The sequence below is a fragment of the Bacillus cereus group sp. MYBK108-1 genome (assembly GCF_051917185.1).
GTDB lineage: Bacteria > Bacillota > Bacilli > Bacillales > Bacillaceae_G > Bacillus_A > Bacillus_A cereus.
The window spans coordinates 39,419-56,230 of sequence record NZ_JBQAHZ010000025.1 but is presented as its reverse complement, the minus strand read 5'-3'; the positions used below and the strand labels follow the sequence as shown (position 1 = coordinate 56,230).

Here is a 16,812-nt window from a genome sequence, read left to right as displayed (position 1 = left end):
ACATGCAAGGAAGAAAAAATCTGTGCATGTATATGGAAGAGTATTGTATTAAATATTCCAAGGTTTATTTAAAGTTAAAACCTCAGCCATTTCTTTGCTTTTTAAACGTCCTTTTTTTCTATTTTCCGCACGTTCTGAACCGGTTGTGTATAACCAATGTTCTTCCTCAGTTTCAGGTAGTACTTGTGGTACCGACGAAGGTTTTCCATCTTTTATTGCTACAAATGTAATGAAGCAAGTAGCAGCAATTCTACGCTCGCCTGCTAATAAATTTTCTGCGATTACTTTTACGAAAACTTCCATTGAAGATTTCCCTGTATAACATACAAATGCTTCATAACAAACAGAATCAGCCTGGTGAATTGGAGTTAAAAAATCAACTGAATCAATAGATGCTGTTACGCAATGTTTACGACTATGTCTTGCAGCCGCAATCGAAGCAATACTATCAATTTCTGCTAATAATTTCCCTCCAAAAAGTGTTTGGTGATTATTTAAATCGTTAGGAAAAACACGTGTTGTCTTAATTGCTTTAGATTCTCGCATGAATTTCTTTTCCATATATTCAGCCCCTATAGTCTGTTTTCAATCAGAATAATATGTGTAAGCGGATTACTCATATTAGATATTTAATGAAGTAAAGTGTATTCCAAAAGAGGATTATTTAAACTTCTGTATTTGTATTCATGTAACTGAAAGAAAATTTATTTTATCTAAAATGTAGTGTAAAAGAGGATTCGCTTACATTGCAAGTAAAAAGTAATGACTATGTATTTGTCATAGAAATTCTCTATCAGCCGTGTACTCATTCATGATAGAATCGTTTTGTTATGAATGGAAATAGAGGTGCAATGGACATATGAATCATATACAAACAAATTTTTCATCTTTCTTTAATAAAATTACAATCGGTGCGATGCTCGCATTTTTTGTTTATAGTTGTTGGGCAGCATTTGAGACAAGTAAGCAATTTTTTGGAGGAAGTACAACAAGTGTAACAATCATATTAGCAATTTTTATCATACTCATTTTGTTAGTGGCATCAATTCTACAATATCGTTTTACAGATAAACAATTTCTTATTTTTCTTATAAGTATATCTATAGTTGTGAGACTTAGTATGCTGTTATTTGTAGACGCTCCAATAATTGGTGATCTGAAAGTGATGTATGAGTCTGCAAAGCAGATTGCAATTGGTAATAATATAGAGACTGTAACTCATTTGCCTTTTATTATATATGAGTCAGTAATTATTCGTATATTTGGTGATACATTATTCGCTTTACAACTATTTAATGTGTTATTTTGCGCAGGAACCGCATTTTTTATTTATCGTATTGCAGCAATGGTTTTTGGAGAAGAATGCGGTCGTATTGCTTCTATCTTTTATGCTCTGTATATTCCAAATATATTCATGAGTTCCGTATTAACTCCTGAGTTACTTGCAATATTTTTATTTTATTTTGCTTGTTACATACTTTTATATAAAGGATTAGATCATCCTTATATGTGGGTATTTTCAGCAATTTTATTTGCATTTAGTAATATGATTTTCCCAATGGGATTATTTCTTCCTATTTTTATCACGGTATATGTATTATTAATCGAAGTATTTCAATCAGCAACGAAACAAAAGGTGTTACTAAAGATGATAGGGATACTTATTCTATTTTATAGTGCCCATTTTGGTGTGAATTATGGAATTAAGACAATGGGAATGTCACAATATACGATTGCGAATGAGACGTATGTTCAATCTGTTTTAATTGGAAAAACGCAACATGAAGAAAAAATATCGAAAAATCAAAGTGTAACAGAGCATATTGATCAAAAGTTAAAAGAGATTGAGGGAGAAAGATTTAAACTTTTAGAACCGATGATAAATCAGTTTTCAGATGAGGGGATAAATTCTATTCTTTTCAAATATGAAAAACTGATATATATAGCCGTAACATTGTTTATGACTATAGCTCTATTACACTTCCTTATTAAGAAACAACAAAATGAGGGATATATGTTGTTCTTATTTTTAATTAGTGGATACGTATTGTTAAAGCTCTTCCAAGTAGATATGGCATATTACAATGTAATTATGCCAGCATTGTTTATTTTGCAGAGCTTTGGTGTTTATATGAGTTATGTGTATTGTCAAAAAATATTTTTCAGAAAATAAAAAGAATCCATTCTGGATTCTTTTTTTGATGGAAGATGAAATTTAGTAGTTAGTACAGATGAAAAGTATGCTTGACTACTAAATTTCATCTTATCGATTTAGTTCTAGTTGCAAATTATCGGCTGTTAGAGCCATTTGTGAGGAATCATCTTGAATTCCTTTCATTACTTGTGAAATAGCTTGTAGTTCGTGTTCAATTTTCTTATTCTGTTCTTTTGAGTTAGACATATCTTTTACGATTTCTTGGAAGTATCGATCTGTTGCCGACATACTATCTGTTCCTTCCGATACGAGAGAGCTAATTTGTTTCACAGAAGACGAGACACGAGTAATTTGTTCATTTGTTTTTTCGACGAGCTTTGTAACGTTAAATATAGATTCTTTCGTTTGCTCTGATAATTTTCGGATTTCGCCAGCAACAACAGAAAACCCTTTCCCAAATTCTCCAGCACGTGCCGACTCAATAGCAGCATTTAGTGCGAGTAAATTTGTTTGCTCCGCAATCGATTTAACAATATCTATGATTTCATTAATTTTGTTAGAAATATTGAGAAGTTCATGAGTATCTGTAATAATCGTTTCCATATTCATTTGAATAGATCCCATTCGTTTGTTTTGCTGGTTTAATTGTTCTTTCCCTTTATTCGCTTTTTCTTCAGATGTTGTAGCTAATGATGTACCTGTTTTAGCAATCTCTACAATAGTTTCAGATTTGGCGGTTAGTTTTTGAATAGAAGAGCTTGTTTTTTCAGATACAGCAGCTAGTTCTGTTGCGATATGCGTAATTGTCATAGCAGTTAATTCTTTTTCTTTCTCATGCTCTTTTTGCATTCTTTCATATTCAAATTCATAAGCTGCAAGAACAAGTTCTTGTTCAAGAGTGAATAATTTATTTATAACATTTATAGAATATGAAAAATCATCGATTGTCGTTATTTTTGTTTGCAAAATCTTCATGATAGAGCGGAATAATTCTTGATAAGCAGCAGTATACCATTTTCGATGTAAACCAATTTGTACATGCCTTTTGGCAATCCTAACACGCTGTTCAATAAAATCTTCATGCATATTGCCGCTGAATAATTCTTTAATATGTGTTTTTAAAGTTTGTTTTAGTTTTGGAATAGAGCTATAATGCTCAATAATAGTAATTAAATTAGGTTGTTTTGTAATGTTGGCATAGAATTTTTCAGTAATCCAATCAATTTCTGCATAAATAAAAGGCTGTAGTACTTTTACAACTTGTAAATCTTCTTTTGAAATATGTAGCATATCCATTTGAATTTTTAATTCAGAATTAGTAGGTACATTAAAAGTTATTTGTTGGTTCTTACTTAATTCGATTATACTGGCATTTGTTTTATTAATATTTTTTTTGAAAACCCCAAGCATCATTCTTCCCCCTGTATATAAAACGTTTTCAATTTTAAAACTAATATAGAGTAATTATATATGCTTATATATAATTACTCTATATTAGTTCGTTGAATAGTATATAAATTAAGAGAATTCTATCTAGAATTCTCTTAATGGCCTTTATTAATTTTAGCATGTGTTTTAAAGAAGACAGGGAAATGCACATTATATATTACAGTGACGACACGAATAACGAATGTTACTAATAAACAAACATAGAAAGCTAATACGTGCGCCCCCATAGCGTGTGTAATTAGGAAGCTAATTGCTCCTAAGATAGAAGCGATTGCGTAAATCTCTTTTCGGAATACGTAAGGGATATCTTGAGCACAAATGTCACGCAAAATACCGCCTCCAATACCTGTAATGACTCCCATTGAAACAACTAGAAATGAGGCGTCAACATGATGTGACATTGCCGCATTTGCACCAATAGCTGTAAAAACGCCTAAGCCAACAGCATCAGAAAGCATAATAACGACTTGAAGTTTATTGATACGCTCAAAAAACATACAAGTAAATAATGCTGATAATACACTTACGAAAAAGTAAATGGGTTTTACAAATGCGACAGGGGGCAGGTTACCAATCATGATATCACGAATAATACCGCCGCCGAGCGCAGTGGCTACAGCTAAACAAAGGACACCAAATAAATCTAAATCTTTTTTTAAACCAACTAATGTACCAGAAATGGCAGCGGCGATAATGCCAAGAAACGTAAATATATCGATTAATAACATGGCCTTAATCCCTTCCTCTTAAAGATGTTCCAGAGAAAAAATATACACTAAAGTATTGGAAATAACAATTACTTTTCGCTACATGTAGAAAAACGGATAAAATTCATAAAGAAAGCGTTTGAAAATGTTTGGAAAATAACCATAAAGTAATCTGAAAAAGATATGAAAAGATTAATTTTACATTTTTTGATGTTGTTAATTTGGTGAAATATTTATATTTGTATAAAATGATAAAAAAATATGTATATACTGACAAAAATAAGGGGATGGTTGTTAGATAGATTTTGTAAAAATAGGGGAGTATAGCTAAAGGACGATGATTTTTATTACTTATTAATACTTGTCCTGGCTAGTTTTAGCTGGAAAAATAGTTCTCGATTTGAATATGAGTTATGTTATAATTGCTAGGTGTGTTTGAATGATAAAAAATTATGATTAAAAGATAATGTTAAGATTTTGTATGGAGGTCTTGGAATGTTAGCAAATCAAGCTAGGGTTAGATTTGAGCATTTTTTGCTCTTTTTTATTATTTTACAGCCTGTTTTAGATTTATTAACGTCTCTTAGCATCACTTTATTAAAGTCAAATGCTACCGTTGGAATTTTAGTAAGATTCCTTATTATGGCTGTTGGTGGTATTTACATTTTAATTCAGGCAAAAGAGAAGGAAAATAGAAAGTTTTTAATTTATCTTATATTATTAGCCGGAGTTTTAGGGATAGGGTTTATTAATAACAAACTAGTTAAAAATCCTATTGTACTTGGTGAAGAGGTTAAATTCGTTGCGAAAGCATTGTATATATATATCATGCTGGGATCATACATTTTAGCTTTAAAATCATTGAAAAAGACAGTTAATATTAGTGATAAGGTTCGAAATAGTATTGTATATTCTACATTAATCATTAACGCAATTATGGTTATTTCTATTTCAACATCTACTGACTTTGGTAGTTATGAATGGATGAAGGTTGGTTCTCGAGGTTGGTTCTATGCAGGGAATGAACTAGGTTCAATCTTAGCTATTATTTTCCCTATTGTGGTACTATATTCTATTCAAAAAACAAAGAGCTGGAAACACATTTTATATTGGATTCCATCACTTTTAATGATTTATTCGCTAATTCAAGTCGGTACAAAAGTTGGAATGGGCTCAATTGGTGCTACGTTAGGGGCAGCAATCGGAATCATTGTACTACAATTATTATTTGATAGAAAAAATCCGAACAAAAAATCCCTTGCGCTTAATGCAGTAATTGCTATGGTCCTATTAGCTGGTGTAGTTGGGACGTTTAAACAAACACCATTAGCACAAAATATGGGTATTCACAATAATTATTTATCAGAGCAAAATGTGGCACAGCAAGGTCAAAAAGAAAAAGAAATTAAAGAGAAGCTGAAAAAAGAGCAAGAACTTAAAGCAAAAGAAGAAAATCATCATAAAGTTGAAAAGCCAGAAGAAAAGGCGAAGATAGAAGAGGAAGTTAAGAAAGAGCTTGAGAAAGAGCAAAAGAAAGAAAATCAAGAAAATCTTATTTTCAGTGGACGTCAAGTATATGAAGAAAGACATAAGCAGTTCTTTAAAGAAGCGCCAATGTCACAAAAGTTATTAGGAATGGGTTATGCAGGTAACTTTAAATACAATGAACAAAAGCAGCCAGATCCAAAACTAATTGAAATGGACTTCCATGATTGGTTTTATGATTTCGGGATTATTGGCTTTGTATTACTAATGATTCCATTTATTTATTACGGGCTAAGAATTTTACTAGCATTTGCTACGAGATTTAAGGACATATTCAATATAAAATATGGAATGATTTCAGCAAGCTTATTGTTAGCGTTAGGTATTGCTTATATTGCAGGACATATTTTAACAGCACCAGGAGTTGGGATTTACTTTGTAGTGGTGTTAGCTTATCTAATAGTAGACCTAGAAATTGAATGATAAAAATAAAAGCTAACTTTTGTTAGCTTTTATTTTTTAGTACAGTAAAATAAAAATAGATGGAAACGTAGCGAGGATTTAAAGGAGGAAAAAATATGAGAATATTGCATATGAATGCAGGAGCAGAAGATGGGGGAGGGAAAACACATATTATTTCACTTCTCGATCAGTTTCCAACTGGTGAAGTAGAATTAGCAGTATTTGAAGATGGAATTGTTGCGAAGGAAGCAAGGGAGTTAGGGATAAAAGTCCATGTGTTTTCACAAAAATCGCGCTATGATTTATCCATTTTAAAGAATATAAGTGAATTTATTAATAAAGAAAAATTTGATGTAGTTCATACACATGGCCCTAGGGCTAATTTCTATGTTTCTTTAATGAAAAAGAGAATAAAGGCAAAATGGGTAACGACTATTCATAGTGATCCATTTCAAGACTTTACTAAACAGGGCTTAAAAGGTTGGATTTTTACGAAATTAAATTTGAAAGCCTTAAAAAATATAGACTTATTTTTCGTTGTAACAAATAGATTGAAAAAAAGCCTGGCAGCATTAGGTATTTCAAATGAAAAGATGCATGTTATTTATAATGGAATTGAATACGATAAGGAAAAAGCAGAAGGCTATAATAAAAAAGAAATGTTCAATATTGATGAAGATGTATTTACGGCAATCCAAGTAGCACGATTACATCCTGTCAAAGGACATGAAGTTTTATTCGATGCGTTACAACAAACAAAATTAGAGAAAATTAAAGTATTATTAGTTGGCGATGGCCCATTAGAAGAAAATCTAAAGTCATTAGCTACTGAAAAAGGGATTAACGATAAAGTAGAGTTTTTAGGACATCGTCAAGATGTAAAACAATTATTTGCGTCGTCACATGTAAATTTATTAACTTCCCATAGTGAAGGGTTCCCACTAGTTTTATTAGAAGCGGCAAATCAACGCGTACCATCAATTGTGACTAGGGCTGGAGAAATTGAACCATTAATCGTAGATGAAACTTACGGATGGATTGTGCCAACAGGTGATGGAAAGGCATTAGCATTAGCTTTAGAAGAAGCGTATGATAAGTGGAAAACTGGAGAGTTAGCAGCAATGGGTAAACATATTTATGAGCATGCTACTATGAACTTCTCACTTCAAAAACTATATGAAGATACAAAGGAAACATATAAGCAATTAATAACGAAAAACTTGTAATGATAGAGAGGATAGTTAACTATGGCAGTACAAACAGTTGATATTCTAGGCGTTCCTTTTTCTACAATGACAATGGATGAAACGGTCCAATATTTAAAAGAACAACTAGAAGCGGAGCGAACTCATACGTTTCAGGTAGTAACAGCAAACCCTGAAATTGTTATGTGCGCAAAAAAGGATGAAAAGTTCTATCAAACATTATTGAATACAGATTTAATTACACCTGATGGTATTGGGGTTGTAAAGGCAAGCGGGATGCTTGGTACACCTTTAAAAGAACGTGTAGCAGGTTTTGATTTAATGTGTAATTTACTTGCGAAGTTATCAGAAGATAGTAAGCCGGTATCTGTTTTCTTATTAGGTGCAAAGCCGCATGTTGTACAAGCTGCAGCAGATCATTTAACAAAGACATATTCAGCTGTATCCATCGCCGGTATACAAGATGGTTATTTTAAACAAGAAGACGAAGAGAATATTATTTCTCGCATTCAAGAAGCAAAACCAGATTTATTACTTGTTGCACTTGGTTTCCCGAGACAAGAGAACTTTATCCAAAACAATAAGCATCGTTTAGAAACGAAAATGGCTGTTGGAGTGGGTGGAAGTTTAGACGTATGGGCTGGAGAGGTAAAACGTGCACCAAAATGGATTCAAGCGATTCATTTAGAGTGGTTTTATAGATTATGCAGTAATCCAACACGCTGGCGTCGTCAGTTAGTATTAGCGGAATTTTTAAAAGAAGTAATGCGTTCGAAAAAGTAGCGAAATATCGCTGCTTTTTTTATTTGTTCATTTTTAATAAATTGAAACTTTAATTAGTGAGGCATCCCCACTGATTATTAGCTCTCACCAATCGGGATAGACGTTTTACTTTTTGGGAATGATGAAGGAGAATTTTTTACACAAAAGTATTTTACTTATACAATTCACACATGTAAAATGATGTGTAAAGACACCTGTGTGAGGAGGACTTCTAGTGGGCAAGGTAAAAGAAATTTCGAAGCGCAAACTACTTGGTATAGCTGGGCTTGGATGGCTATTTGATGCAATGGATGTTGGAATGCTTTCATTTGTAATGGTAGCCTTGCAAAAGGATTGGGGATTAAGTACGCAAGAAATGGGCTGGATAGGCAGTATTAACTCAATCGGTATGGCAGTAGGAGCGCTTATTTTTGGGATACTATCAGATAAAATAGGGCGGAAATCAGTCTTTATTATTACATTATTGTTATTTTCTATCGGTAGTGGTTTAACCGCACTAACAACAACACTTGCAATGTTTCTCGTTTTACGCTTTTTAATTGGTATGGGGCTTGGCGGAGAGCTTCCAGTTGCCTCTACACTAGTATCAGAGAGTGTTGAAGCGCATGAGCGTGGGAAAATTGTTGTGTTATTAGAAAGTTTTTGGGCAGGTGGATGGCTAATTGCAGCTCTTATCTCGTATTTTGTTATTCCTAAATATGGTTGGGAAGTTGCGATGGTATTGAGTGCAATTCCAGCACTATATGCTTTATATTTAAGATGGAATTTACCGGATTCCCCAAGGTTCCAAAAAGTTGAAAAAAGGCCATCTGTTATTGAAAATATAAAATCAGTTTGGTCTGGGGAATATCGTAAAGCAACAATTATGCTATGGATTCTATGGTTTTGTGTTGTCTTTTCCTATTATGGAATGTTCCTTTGGTTACCGAGTGTAATGGTGCTAAAAGGATTTAGTTTAATAAAAAGTTTCCAATACGTACTTATTATGACATTAGCTCAACTTCCAGGATATTTCACCGCTGCTTGGTTTATTGAACGTCTCGGTCGTAAATTTGTTTTGGTTACGTATTTAATTGGGACAGCTTGCAGTGCTTATTTGTTTGGGGTTGCGGATTCATTAACAGTATTAATTGTGGCAGGTATGCTACTATCCTTCTTTAACTTAGGGGCTTGGGGAGCATTATACGCCTATACACCTGAGCAGTATCCAACGGTTATTCGTGGTACAGGTGCAGGAATGGCAGCAGCATTTGGTCGTATCGGTGGTATCCTTGGGCCACTATTAGTGGGATATTTAGTTGCCTCAGAAGCTTCACTATCATTAATATTTACGATTTTCTGTGGATCAATTTTAATTGGTGTATTCGCTGTAATAATACTTGGACAGGAAACGAAGCAACGAGAATTAGTATAAAGTGAAATTTTAAATGTATGCCTGATCGTTTATTACCCTACACTACTCGGCTCTTTCTAAGCAGTTAATGTAGGATAAAGGGGGAGAGGAAACCGAAGGGGTTTCCTTTTTTCTGTTTTTTTAGATAAATAATGGTATAGTAAGAAAAAGGGATTATTTCTTATAAAAGCGAATGTATACAACAGGACATATGGACAAAGAATTAGGTGGTTGAAGAAATGAAAATTTTACTGATTATGGAAGAGGCAGAAGAGAGAAGAGAGTTAGCTGAAAATTTCACTGAAAATATGAGAAATGTAGAATGTTTTGAAGCAAAGACAGGAACAGAATCTTTATTTATGATGAAAAAACATATACCAGACTTTGTTTTTTTAAGTTCCAAATTACTAGATGGTACTGGTTTTGAATATGCAAGTTTATTACGAGAAATAAATTGCTATACAAAATTTATTTTTGTAGGTGAAAACATAGAAGAATCTATTACAGCTTTTCGTTTCCAAGCATTTTATTATTTATTGCGACCATTTCGTGAAGAAGATTTACAATTTCTTTTATATAAAATAGGTAAAGAACAAGGCGAGAAAGCAAAGAGTTATTTGCGAAAACTACCGATAGAAAGTCAAGAGGGCATACGATATATTCTTCCAGAAGATATCGTATATGTAAGTAAAAATAAAGAAAATAAAACTGTTTCAATTTACACAACGAATAATCAGTATATTTCAACATATACACTTCAGGAATTAGAAAATAAGCTAAATGCATATGATTTTTTACGTGTACATAAAAGCTATTTAATTAATATGTCATATGTAAAAGAACTGAAACCTTATTATAATGGCACGTATAATTTGTATTTAGATAGGTATGATGAGCAACCGATTCCAGTCAGTCGTAATTATGTAAAACGCCTTCGAAATAACATTGAATTATAGTAGATAATGAGAGTATTTTAACATGATAAACTGAAAATCCTTCATGATAGGGAGGATTCAAGTTAAATATTCAGAAAATTTAGTACAATCTCCACTAAGAAATAGTATTGGGGGAATTGTATGTGAAGACATTGAAATCGATCTTACTTTGGGGCGTTATTACAGCAGTAGGAGCAGGTGCTTTTGGGGTAATAGCTTTATCACAAGGTGAAACCATTAATGCTGTATGGCTCTTAGTAGCTGCCGTATGTGTATATGCAGTTGCTTATCGCTTTTATAGTAGATTTATAGCGAGAAAGGTTTTTAATTTAGATGATAATCGGCAAACACCAGCCCATACATTAAATGATGGGAAAGACTATGTTCCAACAAATAAGTGGGTATTGTTTGGACATCACTTTGCAGCGATTGCTGGAGCGGGACCTTTAGTAGGACCGATTTTAGCGGCACAAATGGGGTATTTACCAGGGACCATTTGGATTATTGTTGGGGTAGTTGTTGCGGGGGCTGTCCAAGATTTTGTTATTTTATTTGCTTCAATGAGACGTAATGGTAAATCGTTAGGAGAAATGATTAAAGATGAGATTGGACCTGTTACAGGACTAATTGCAATGATAGGTATTTTAGGAATTATGATTATTTTATTAGCAGTATTAGCGTTGGTCGTAGTAAAGGCACTAATCGGAAGTCCTTGGGGAATGTTTACGATAGCAGCAACGATTCCTATCGCTATTTTAATGGGAGTTTATATGCGCTATATTAGGCCTGGTCGTGTTGGAGAAGGATCAGTAATCGGTATTATCCTACTTATTTTATCTCTTGTTGGAGGACAGTATGTAGCAGAAAATCCAACACTTGCAAGTATGTTCACATTTAGTGGTGAAACAATTGCTATTATGCTTATTGTATATGGATTTATTGCATCTGCATTACCAGTTTGGATGCTTTTAGCACCACGTGATTATTTAAGTACATTTTTAAAAGTTGGAACAATTGTAGGGTTAGCAATCGGTATCTTAATTGTAGCACCAGATTTACAAATGCCAGCAGTTTCGAAATTTATTGATGGAACTGGTCCTGTGTTCTCTGGAAACTTATTCCCATTCTTATTTATTACTATTGCTTGTGGTGCAGTGTCTGGATTCCATGCTCTTGTTTCATCAGGTACGACGCCGAAGATGATTGAGCAAGAGGGACACGCACAGCCAATCGGTTATGGAGCAATGTTAATGGAGTCGTTTGTAGCAGCGATGGCGATGATTGCAGCTTGTGTATTAACACCGGGAACGTATTTTGCAATTAATAGTCCCGCAGCACTTATCGGTACAGATGTCTCGCAGGCAGCTCAAGTTATTTCCTCATGGGGATTTGCTATTACACCAAATGAACTAAAAGATCTCGCTGTAAATGTTGGAGAGCAAACGATTTTATCACGTACAGGTGGTGCGCCAACATTAGCGATAGGTATGGCATATATTTTCTCACAAGTAATAGGTGGAACGGCCATGATGGCATTTTGGTATCATTTTGCGATTCTCTTTGAAGCCCTATTTATTTTAACAACGATTGATGCCGGAACGCGTGTCGGCCGATTTATGATTCAAGATATTTTAGGGCATGTATATAAGCCATTTGGGAAAACGGATTCTACATTAGCAAATGTAATCGCTACAACATTATGTGTATTAGGGTGGGGATATTTCTTATACCAAGGGGTAATAGATCCGCTCGGTGGAATTAATACATTATGGCCACTTTTCGGTATTGCAAATCAAATGCTAGCAGGTATTGCATTATTACTTGGAACGACAATTTTGTTCAAAATGGGAAAAAAGGCGTACGTTTGGGTAACACTTATTCCAACTGTCGGGTTGCTGATTGTAACAATGACGGCGGGGTATCAAAAGCTATTTCATGAAAATCCTAAAATTGGATTTCTATCGCATGCAAAGGTATTTCAGAGAGCATTAGATGAGGGAAAAGTGTTAGCGCCAGCTAAAAATGTCGCTCAAATGAAGCAAATTATTTTCAATGATTATATTGATGCAGCGCTTTGTGGGATTTTTATGATAGTTGTAATCGCTGTGTTAATTTCAGCACTTCGAATTTGGATACAAGTATTAAGAAATAAGCCAATGCCGTTAAAAGAGGCACCATATATTCCTAGAGATGAAAGTGAGTCGAGGAACTATGCTTAAAAAGCTGTGGCAAGTATGGGGGGAAAGGAAGCGTTTTATTAGTTTGCTCGTTGGGGTACCAAGTTATGAAGTATATGTGGAGCATATGAAAAAGCATCATCCTGAAGAAGAGGTTTTATGTCAAAAGCAATTTTTTGCTGAGGCACAAGAAGCAAGATTTAACGCAAAGGGTGGAAAAATATCACGCTGTTGTTAATGAAAAAGGGCGAGTTTTCGCCCTTTTTATTTTTTGCTGTTTCACGTGGAACAGCAAAAAATAAATAAAAACTTTGGGAATTATAGGGATTTCGTATACAATAAAGTAAGGAAAGGGATAGATAGAAAAGTAAGGAGATCATTTTATGTTAAGGGACTTATTTGTAAATACAACAATTATTCTTTCCTTTATTTTTGTTGGAGGTCAGCTTTTAAGAGATAAGCCGTTAAAAGAAGGATTCTCTTTTGGGCAGAAATGTGTAGTAGGCATTTTTACTGGGATACTAGGTATATTACTAATGTATTTCGGTGTTCGTGTTGGTACCATCCTATTGGATTTACGCTACTTAGCTGTTATTCTAGCTGTTATTATTGGAGGGCCGATAGCGAGTACCATAACAATTATTATGATTTTAGTAACTAGACTGTTGTTTATGGATTATTCATTAGCTTCTCAAGTGGCCTTTTATACAATCATTGCGATAGGAATAGGGAGTATCTTTATTTCGCGTATGAAGCTTTCTTTAGGGGAAAAGTGGGTATGGTTACACGCATATATTTTATCTATTCTAATCCCAGCGTTATATATATGGTTAATTAAAGAGATCCACATAGTGGGATTATATTTAATTTCTAGTATTATTACAGGTTACATAACATTCATAAGTGCAAATTATGTTTTACAATCCAATGAGCTATTTCAAACGATGAAGCAATACGCAACGATAGATGCATTGACAGGTCTAGGAAACGTAAGACAGTTTGATTTAGAGATGAATCGTCATATTAGTAATAAACACTTGAAAAACGATTCACTTTGTTTACTACTTATAGATATTGACCATTTTAAGCATGTAAATGATACGTATGGGCACCCAGCGGGAGACGAAGTGTTAAAACAAGTAGGGCATATTTTGCGAGAAATGTCAGTATTTCCGGATTTGGTTTTTCGAAAGGGTGGAGAGGAGTTTGCGCTTTTGATACCAAGGAAAGGAATAGCTTATGGAATTCATGTTGGGGAACAAACTCGTATAGCTGTTGAAAAACATTCATTTGAATTGTTAGATGGAACAAAAATAAAAATTACAGTTTCGGTAGGGGTTTCAGAGTATGAAGGGGCATCAGAGCAATTTATTCAAGCGGCGGATGATGCGTTATACTACTCGAAACGAAATGGTAGAAATAAGGTCAGCTCTGCATCTTAAAGATAAGATGACCGGAAGACATAAAGCTTATAAAAAACACTCACAGAGGCAATGTATGAACCTTGTGAGTGTTTTTATTTATATATTAGACAAGTTCTTTTGATACAACGAATTTACGATATGCACCATGGTGAGTTGGACCTACGTATTCGTTAATTTTGAATGAGTAACGAATAGCAGCTGTTATGAATTCTTTAGCAGTTTTTACTGCTTCTTTCACAGGTTTTCCTTTTGCAAGTTCTGCTGTAATTGCAGCAGAATATGTACAACCTGCACCGTGTGTATTGGTTGTATCGATTTTTTCTGATTCTAGAAGTTCGAATGTTTCTCCATCATATAGGACGTCGATTGCAGTTTCCGTACCAAGTTTGCTTCCGCCTTTAATTAGTACGTATTTGGGACCTAAAGCGTGGATTTTCTTCGCTGCTTCTTTCATGTCCTCAAGAGAATTAATTTTCACACCGCTTAATTGGTAAGCTTCAAATAAGTTTGGCGTTACAACTAATGCCTTTGGCACAAGAACGTCACGTAAGCAATCGTTCGTTTCAGGGTGTAATGCTTCATCTGCACCTTTACATACCATAACAGGGTCAACTACTACATTTTTGAAATTGTGCTTTTCGATTGTTTCTGCAACCATTTCAATAATTTCTACTGATCCAAGCATACCTGTTTTTAAAGCGTCTACGCCAACACCTTCAATTGTTGTTTCTAATTGTGGTTTTAATGTAGAAGCTGGGATTGGAAATACGTTATGTGCCCAACCGTTATGTGGATCCATCGTTACGATTGTTGTAAGAGATGTCATTCCGTATACGCCCAGTTCTTGGAATGTTTTTAAATCTGCTTGTATACCAGCACCGCCACTTGTGTCAGAACCAGCGATAGTAAGTGCTTTATTTAATGTCATTATGAAAGCCCCCTCGAGTGATATAATGAAAACTATGTTTTCACCATTATATCAATGTTACGAATAAGTACAAAGTGAAAAGTAGATGATTTATTTTAAGAGCTATTTAAAATCTTGTATGCAGGAGAATGAGTATGTTTCGAGATAATCGTACGAATGAATTAGTTATATTAAAGGAAATTGCAGAAACATTAAATACATCAAATGATACATATCATGTATTGCAAGCTGTCCTCGAGAAATTGCTAAGTGTAACAGGTTTAACGACAGGATGGATTTTTCTTGCGGATGAAAATGGGAAGTATACGAAGTTAATTGATTATCAATTACCAGAGGCACTTACATATGAAAATAAACGCCCGATGTGCGAAGGTGAATGTTGGTGTTTACGAGGTTTTGTAGATGGAAAATTAGAGAGAGCCGTTAATATTATTGAATGTAAAAGAATTAATAATGCAATTGAATATAATTGGGGGGATACGGAGGGCATTCTTCATCATGCTACGGTTCCTTTAAAAGCTGGGGGAGAAAAATTTGGGGTGTTAAATGTTGCAAGTCCGGGTAAAACACATTTTTCAGAAGAAGAATTAGTATTACTCCAATCGGTTGCCTTCCAAATTGGTACGGCTTTAAAGCGAACAAAATTATATGAAAATGAAAAGAGAAGAGCACATTATTATGTGAAATTAGAGCGTTTCATTCAAGATTTAAAAATGATTCATAAGTTTAATGTACTACCTGAAAAGGTGGTAAATCACGTAGGTGAAGTATTTCAATGGAATCAAGTAGCGCTTTTTATTAGGGAGGAAAAAGAATTATCTCTGCGAGCGTCTTACGTTCAGGAAGAGTTACAAGAGGATGTAAAAGAGGCGGCCAAGAAGGCGTTAGAACAAGATGAACCAGTTCTAATAAAACATCAAATAGGACATAATGTACATCTAAATCGAGCTGTTATTGCTACACCAATACATATTCAAAACCATATATTTGGTGTTTTATGTGTTAGTTTGAATAATGGAGAGTTTGATGCTAATACAATAGATGTAATTCAAGCATTATCGAACCATGTTTCGTTAATAATAGAGAATTTGAGGTTAAACGAGCAGCGCCGTGAACTTGTACGAATGGAAGAAAGAAATCGGTTAGCAAGAGATTTACATGATTCTGTTTCGCAAAAATTATTTTCATTAACCTTCATGACAAAAGGCGCCGAGGCAGTTTTAAAAGGTAAAAATGAAAAGGTAGATCAATCTTTGCATGAGATGCGTGAACTTGCGCAAGGAGCTTTGAAAGAAATGAGGACATTAATTTGGCAGCTTCGTCCGGCAGGATTAGAAAAAGGATTATTGCCAGCTCTAAAGCAGTACGGTGAAAATTTGGGACTGAAAATTAGGGAGCAAGTTACGGGTGTTCGTGATTTACCTCGTGTAGTAGAAGAAGCTTTGTGGCGCATAGGCCAAGAAGCACTGAACAATGTAAGTAAGCATGCAGGTGTAAAAGAAGCGACGATTTATTTTACAGTGAATGAGAAAAATGTATCATTAGAAATAGTTGATCAAGGAAAGGGCTTTGTGGAAAAGAATATAAAAGAAAAGAAATCACTAGGTATGACTACGATGCGTGAAAGAGTAGAATTAGTTGGTGGAACAATTAAAATTGTAAGTAGTAATAAACGAACGAGCGTAAAAGTAAATGTACCATTATGATGT

Annotated in this window: 14 protein-coding genes and 1 pseudogene; 10 read left to right on the top strand and 5 right to left on the bottom strand. The window is 34.1% G+C overall.

Translation table 11 applies throughout. From position 1 onward, the window contains the following. Positions 1–48: 48 nt before the first annotated feature. On the bottom strand, positions 49–561 hold the full coding sequence (locus ACTFSL_RS25265; protein ID WP_000412123.1) for an acyl-CoA thioesterase: 513 nt from the start codon (positions 559–561) through the stop codon (positions 49–51). Between the two features lie 298 nt (positions 562–859). Between ACTFSL_RS25265 and ACTFSL_RS25260 the strand changes: the two genes are divergently transcribed. After that, entirely contained in the window at positions 860–2,173 is a 1,314-nt protein-coding gene (locus tag ACTFSL_RS25260; protein ID WP_440042589.1) for an ArnT family glycosyltransferase, read from the top strand. Positions 2,174–2,263: 90 nt separating this feature from the next. Here ACTFSL_RS25260 and ACTFSL_RS25255 read toward each other — a convergent pair whose 3' ends face one another. From ACTFSL_RS25255 to ACTFSL_RS25245, 3 genes and pseudogenes are all read right to left on the bottom strand, one after another. Beyond that, the gene (locus tag ACTFSL_RS25255; RefSeq protein WP_370658441.1) at positions 2,264–2,965 is read right to left on the bottom strand and encodes a methyl-accepting chemotaxis protein; all 702 of its coding nucleotides are present in this window, start codon (positions 2,963–2,965) and stop codon (positions 2,264–2,266) included. 54 nt (positions 2,966–3,019) lie between these two features. Further along, positions 3,020–3,565, bottom strand: a pseudogene (locus ACTFSL_RS25250) (protoglobin family protein); the annotation flags it as partial. Positions 3,566–3,699: 134 nt separating this feature from the next. After that, positions 3,700–4,332, bottom strand: coding sequence for a trimeric intracellular cation channel family protein (locus ACTFSL_RS25245; protein WP_000924371.1), 633 nt, complete (start codon positions 4,330–4,332; stop codon positions 3,700–3,702). A gap of 474 nt (positions 4,333–4,806) precedes the next feature. Here ACTFSL_RS25245 and ACTFSL_RS25240 point away from each other — a divergent pair, with 474 nt between their 5' ends. The 8 genes from ACTFSL_RS25240 (at position 4,807) to ACTFSL_RS25205 (ending at position 14,193) form a co-directional block, all read left to right on the top strand. After that, positions 4,807–6,279 (top strand): O-antigen ligase family protein, encoded by a 1,473-nt coding sequence (locus ACTFSL_RS25240; RefSeq protein WP_000880755.1) that lies wholly within the window; start codon positions 4,807–4,809, stop codon positions 6,277–6,279. Between the two features lie 95 nt (positions 6,280–6,374). Continuing rightward, a complete protein-coding gene (locus ACTFSL_RS25235; RefSeq protein ID WP_440042587.1) occupies positions 6,375–7,484 on the top strand; it encodes a glycosyltransferase family 4 protein in 1,110 nt (369 codons plus the stop codon). A gap of 21 nt (positions 7,485–7,505) precedes the next feature. Beyond that, on the top strand, positions 7,506–8,246 hold the full coding sequence (locus ACTFSL_RS25230) for a WecB/TagA/CpsF family glycosyltransferase (RefSeq protein WP_000290748.1): 741 nt from the start codon (positions 7,506–7,508) through the stop codon (positions 8,244–8,246). A 214-nt stretch (positions 8,247–8,460) separates the two neighbouring features. Then, complete coding sequence (locus tag ACTFSL_RS25225; RefSeq protein ID WP_000521075.1) at positions 8,461–9,660, top strand: MFS transporter; 1,200 nt, start codon at positions 8,461–8,463, stop codon at positions 9,658–9,660. 218 nt (positions 9,661–9,878) lie between these two features. After that, positions 9,879–10,595 (top strand): LytR/AlgR family response regulator transcription factor, encoded by a 717-nt coding sequence (locus ACTFSL_RS25220; RefSeq protein WP_000698256.1) that lies wholly within the window; start codon positions 9,879–9,881, stop codon positions 10,593–10,595. Positions 10,596–10,717: 122 nt separating this feature from the next. Continuing rightward, positions 10,718–12,793, top strand: a complete 2,076-nt coding sequence (cstA, locus tag ACTFSL_RS25215; RefSeq protein WP_000854314.1) for a carbon starvation protein CstA — start codon at positions 10,718–10,720, stop codon at positions 12,791–12,793. Beyond that, the gene (locus ACTFSL_RS25210) at positions 12,786–12,989 is read left to right on the top strand and encodes a YbdD/YjiX family protein (RefSeq protein WP_000914503.1); all 204 of its coding nucleotides are present in this window, start codon (positions 12,786–12,788) and stop codon (positions 12,987–12,989) included. Before cstA ends, ACTFSL_RS25210 begins: the two co-directional genes overlap by 8 nt. Positions 12,990–13,134: 145 nt before the next feature. Further along, on the top strand, positions 13,135–14,193 hold the full coding sequence (locus ACTFSL_RS25205; RefSeq protein ID WP_440042586.1) for a GGDEF domain-containing protein: 1,059 nt from the start codon (positions 13,135–13,137) through the stop codon (positions 14,191–14,193). 85 nt (positions 14,194–14,278) lie between these two features. On the opposite strand, the gene pdxK is transcribed toward ACTFSL_RS25205, so the two are convergent. Continuing rightward, entirely contained in the window at positions 14,279–15,103 is an 825-nt protein-coding gene (gene pdxK / locus ACTFSL_RS25200; protein ID WP_000174260.1) for a pyridoxine/pyridoxal/pyridoxamine kinase, read from the bottom strand. Positions 15,104–15,237: 134 nt separating this feature from the next. Between pdxK and ACTFSL_RS25195 the strand changes: the two genes are divergently transcribed. Next, positions 15,238–16,809 (top strand): GAF domain-containing sensor histidine kinase, encoded by a 1,572-nt coding sequence (locus tag ACTFSL_RS25195; RefSeq protein WP_000488138.1) that lies wholly within the window; start codon positions 15,238–15,240, stop codon positions 16,807–16,809. The last annotated feature ends 3 nt before the right edge of the window (positions 16,810–16,812 follow it).

Coding starts and splice junctions, on each gene's coding strand:
- ACTFSL_RS25265 (WP_000412123.1), bottom strand. CDS start 561: ATGGAAAAGAAATTCATGCGAGAATCTAAAGCAATTAAGACAACACGT.
- ACTFSL_RS25260 (WP_440042589.1), top strand. CDS start 860: ATGAATCATATACAAACAAATTTTTCATCTTTCTTTAATAAAATTACA.
- ACTFSL_RS25255 (WP_370658441.1), bottom strand. CDS start 2,965: ATGACAATTACGCATATCGCAACAGAACTAGCTGCTGTATCTGAAAAA.
- ACTFSL_RS25245 (WP_000924371.1), bottom strand. CDS start 4,332: ATGTTATTAATCGATATATTTACGTTTCTTGGCATTATCGCCGCTGCC.
- ACTFSL_RS25240 (WP_000880755.1), top strand. CDS start 4,807: ATGTTAGCAAATCAAGCTAGGGTTAGATTTGAGCATTTTTTGCTCTTT.
- ACTFSL_RS25235 (WP_440042587.1), top strand. CDS start 6,375: ATGAGAATATTGCATATGAATGCAGGAGCAGAAGATGGGGGAGGGAAA.
- ACTFSL_RS25230 (WP_000290748.1), top strand. CDS start 7,506: ATGGCAGTACAAACAGTTGATATTCTAGGCGTTCCTTTTTCTACAATG.
- ACTFSL_RS25220 (WP_000698256.1), top strand. CDS start 9,879: ATGAAAATTTTACTGATTATGGAAGAGGCAGAAGAGAGAAGAGAGTTA.
- ACTFSL_RS25210 (WP_000914503.1), top strand. CDS start 12,786: ATGCTTAAAAAGCTGTGGCAAGTATGGGGGGAAAGGAAGCGTTTTATT.
- ACTFSL_RS25205 (WP_440042586.1), top strand. CDS start 13,135: ATGTTAAGGGACTTATTTGTAAATACAACAATTATTCTTTCCTTTATT.
- pdxK (WP_000174260.1), bottom strand. CDS start 15,103: ATGACATTAAATAAAGCACTTACTATCGCTGGTTCTGACACAAGTGGC.
- ACTFSL_RS25195 (WP_000488138.1), top strand. CDS start 15,238: ATGTTTCGAGATAATCGTACGAATGAATTAGTTATATTAAAGGAAATT.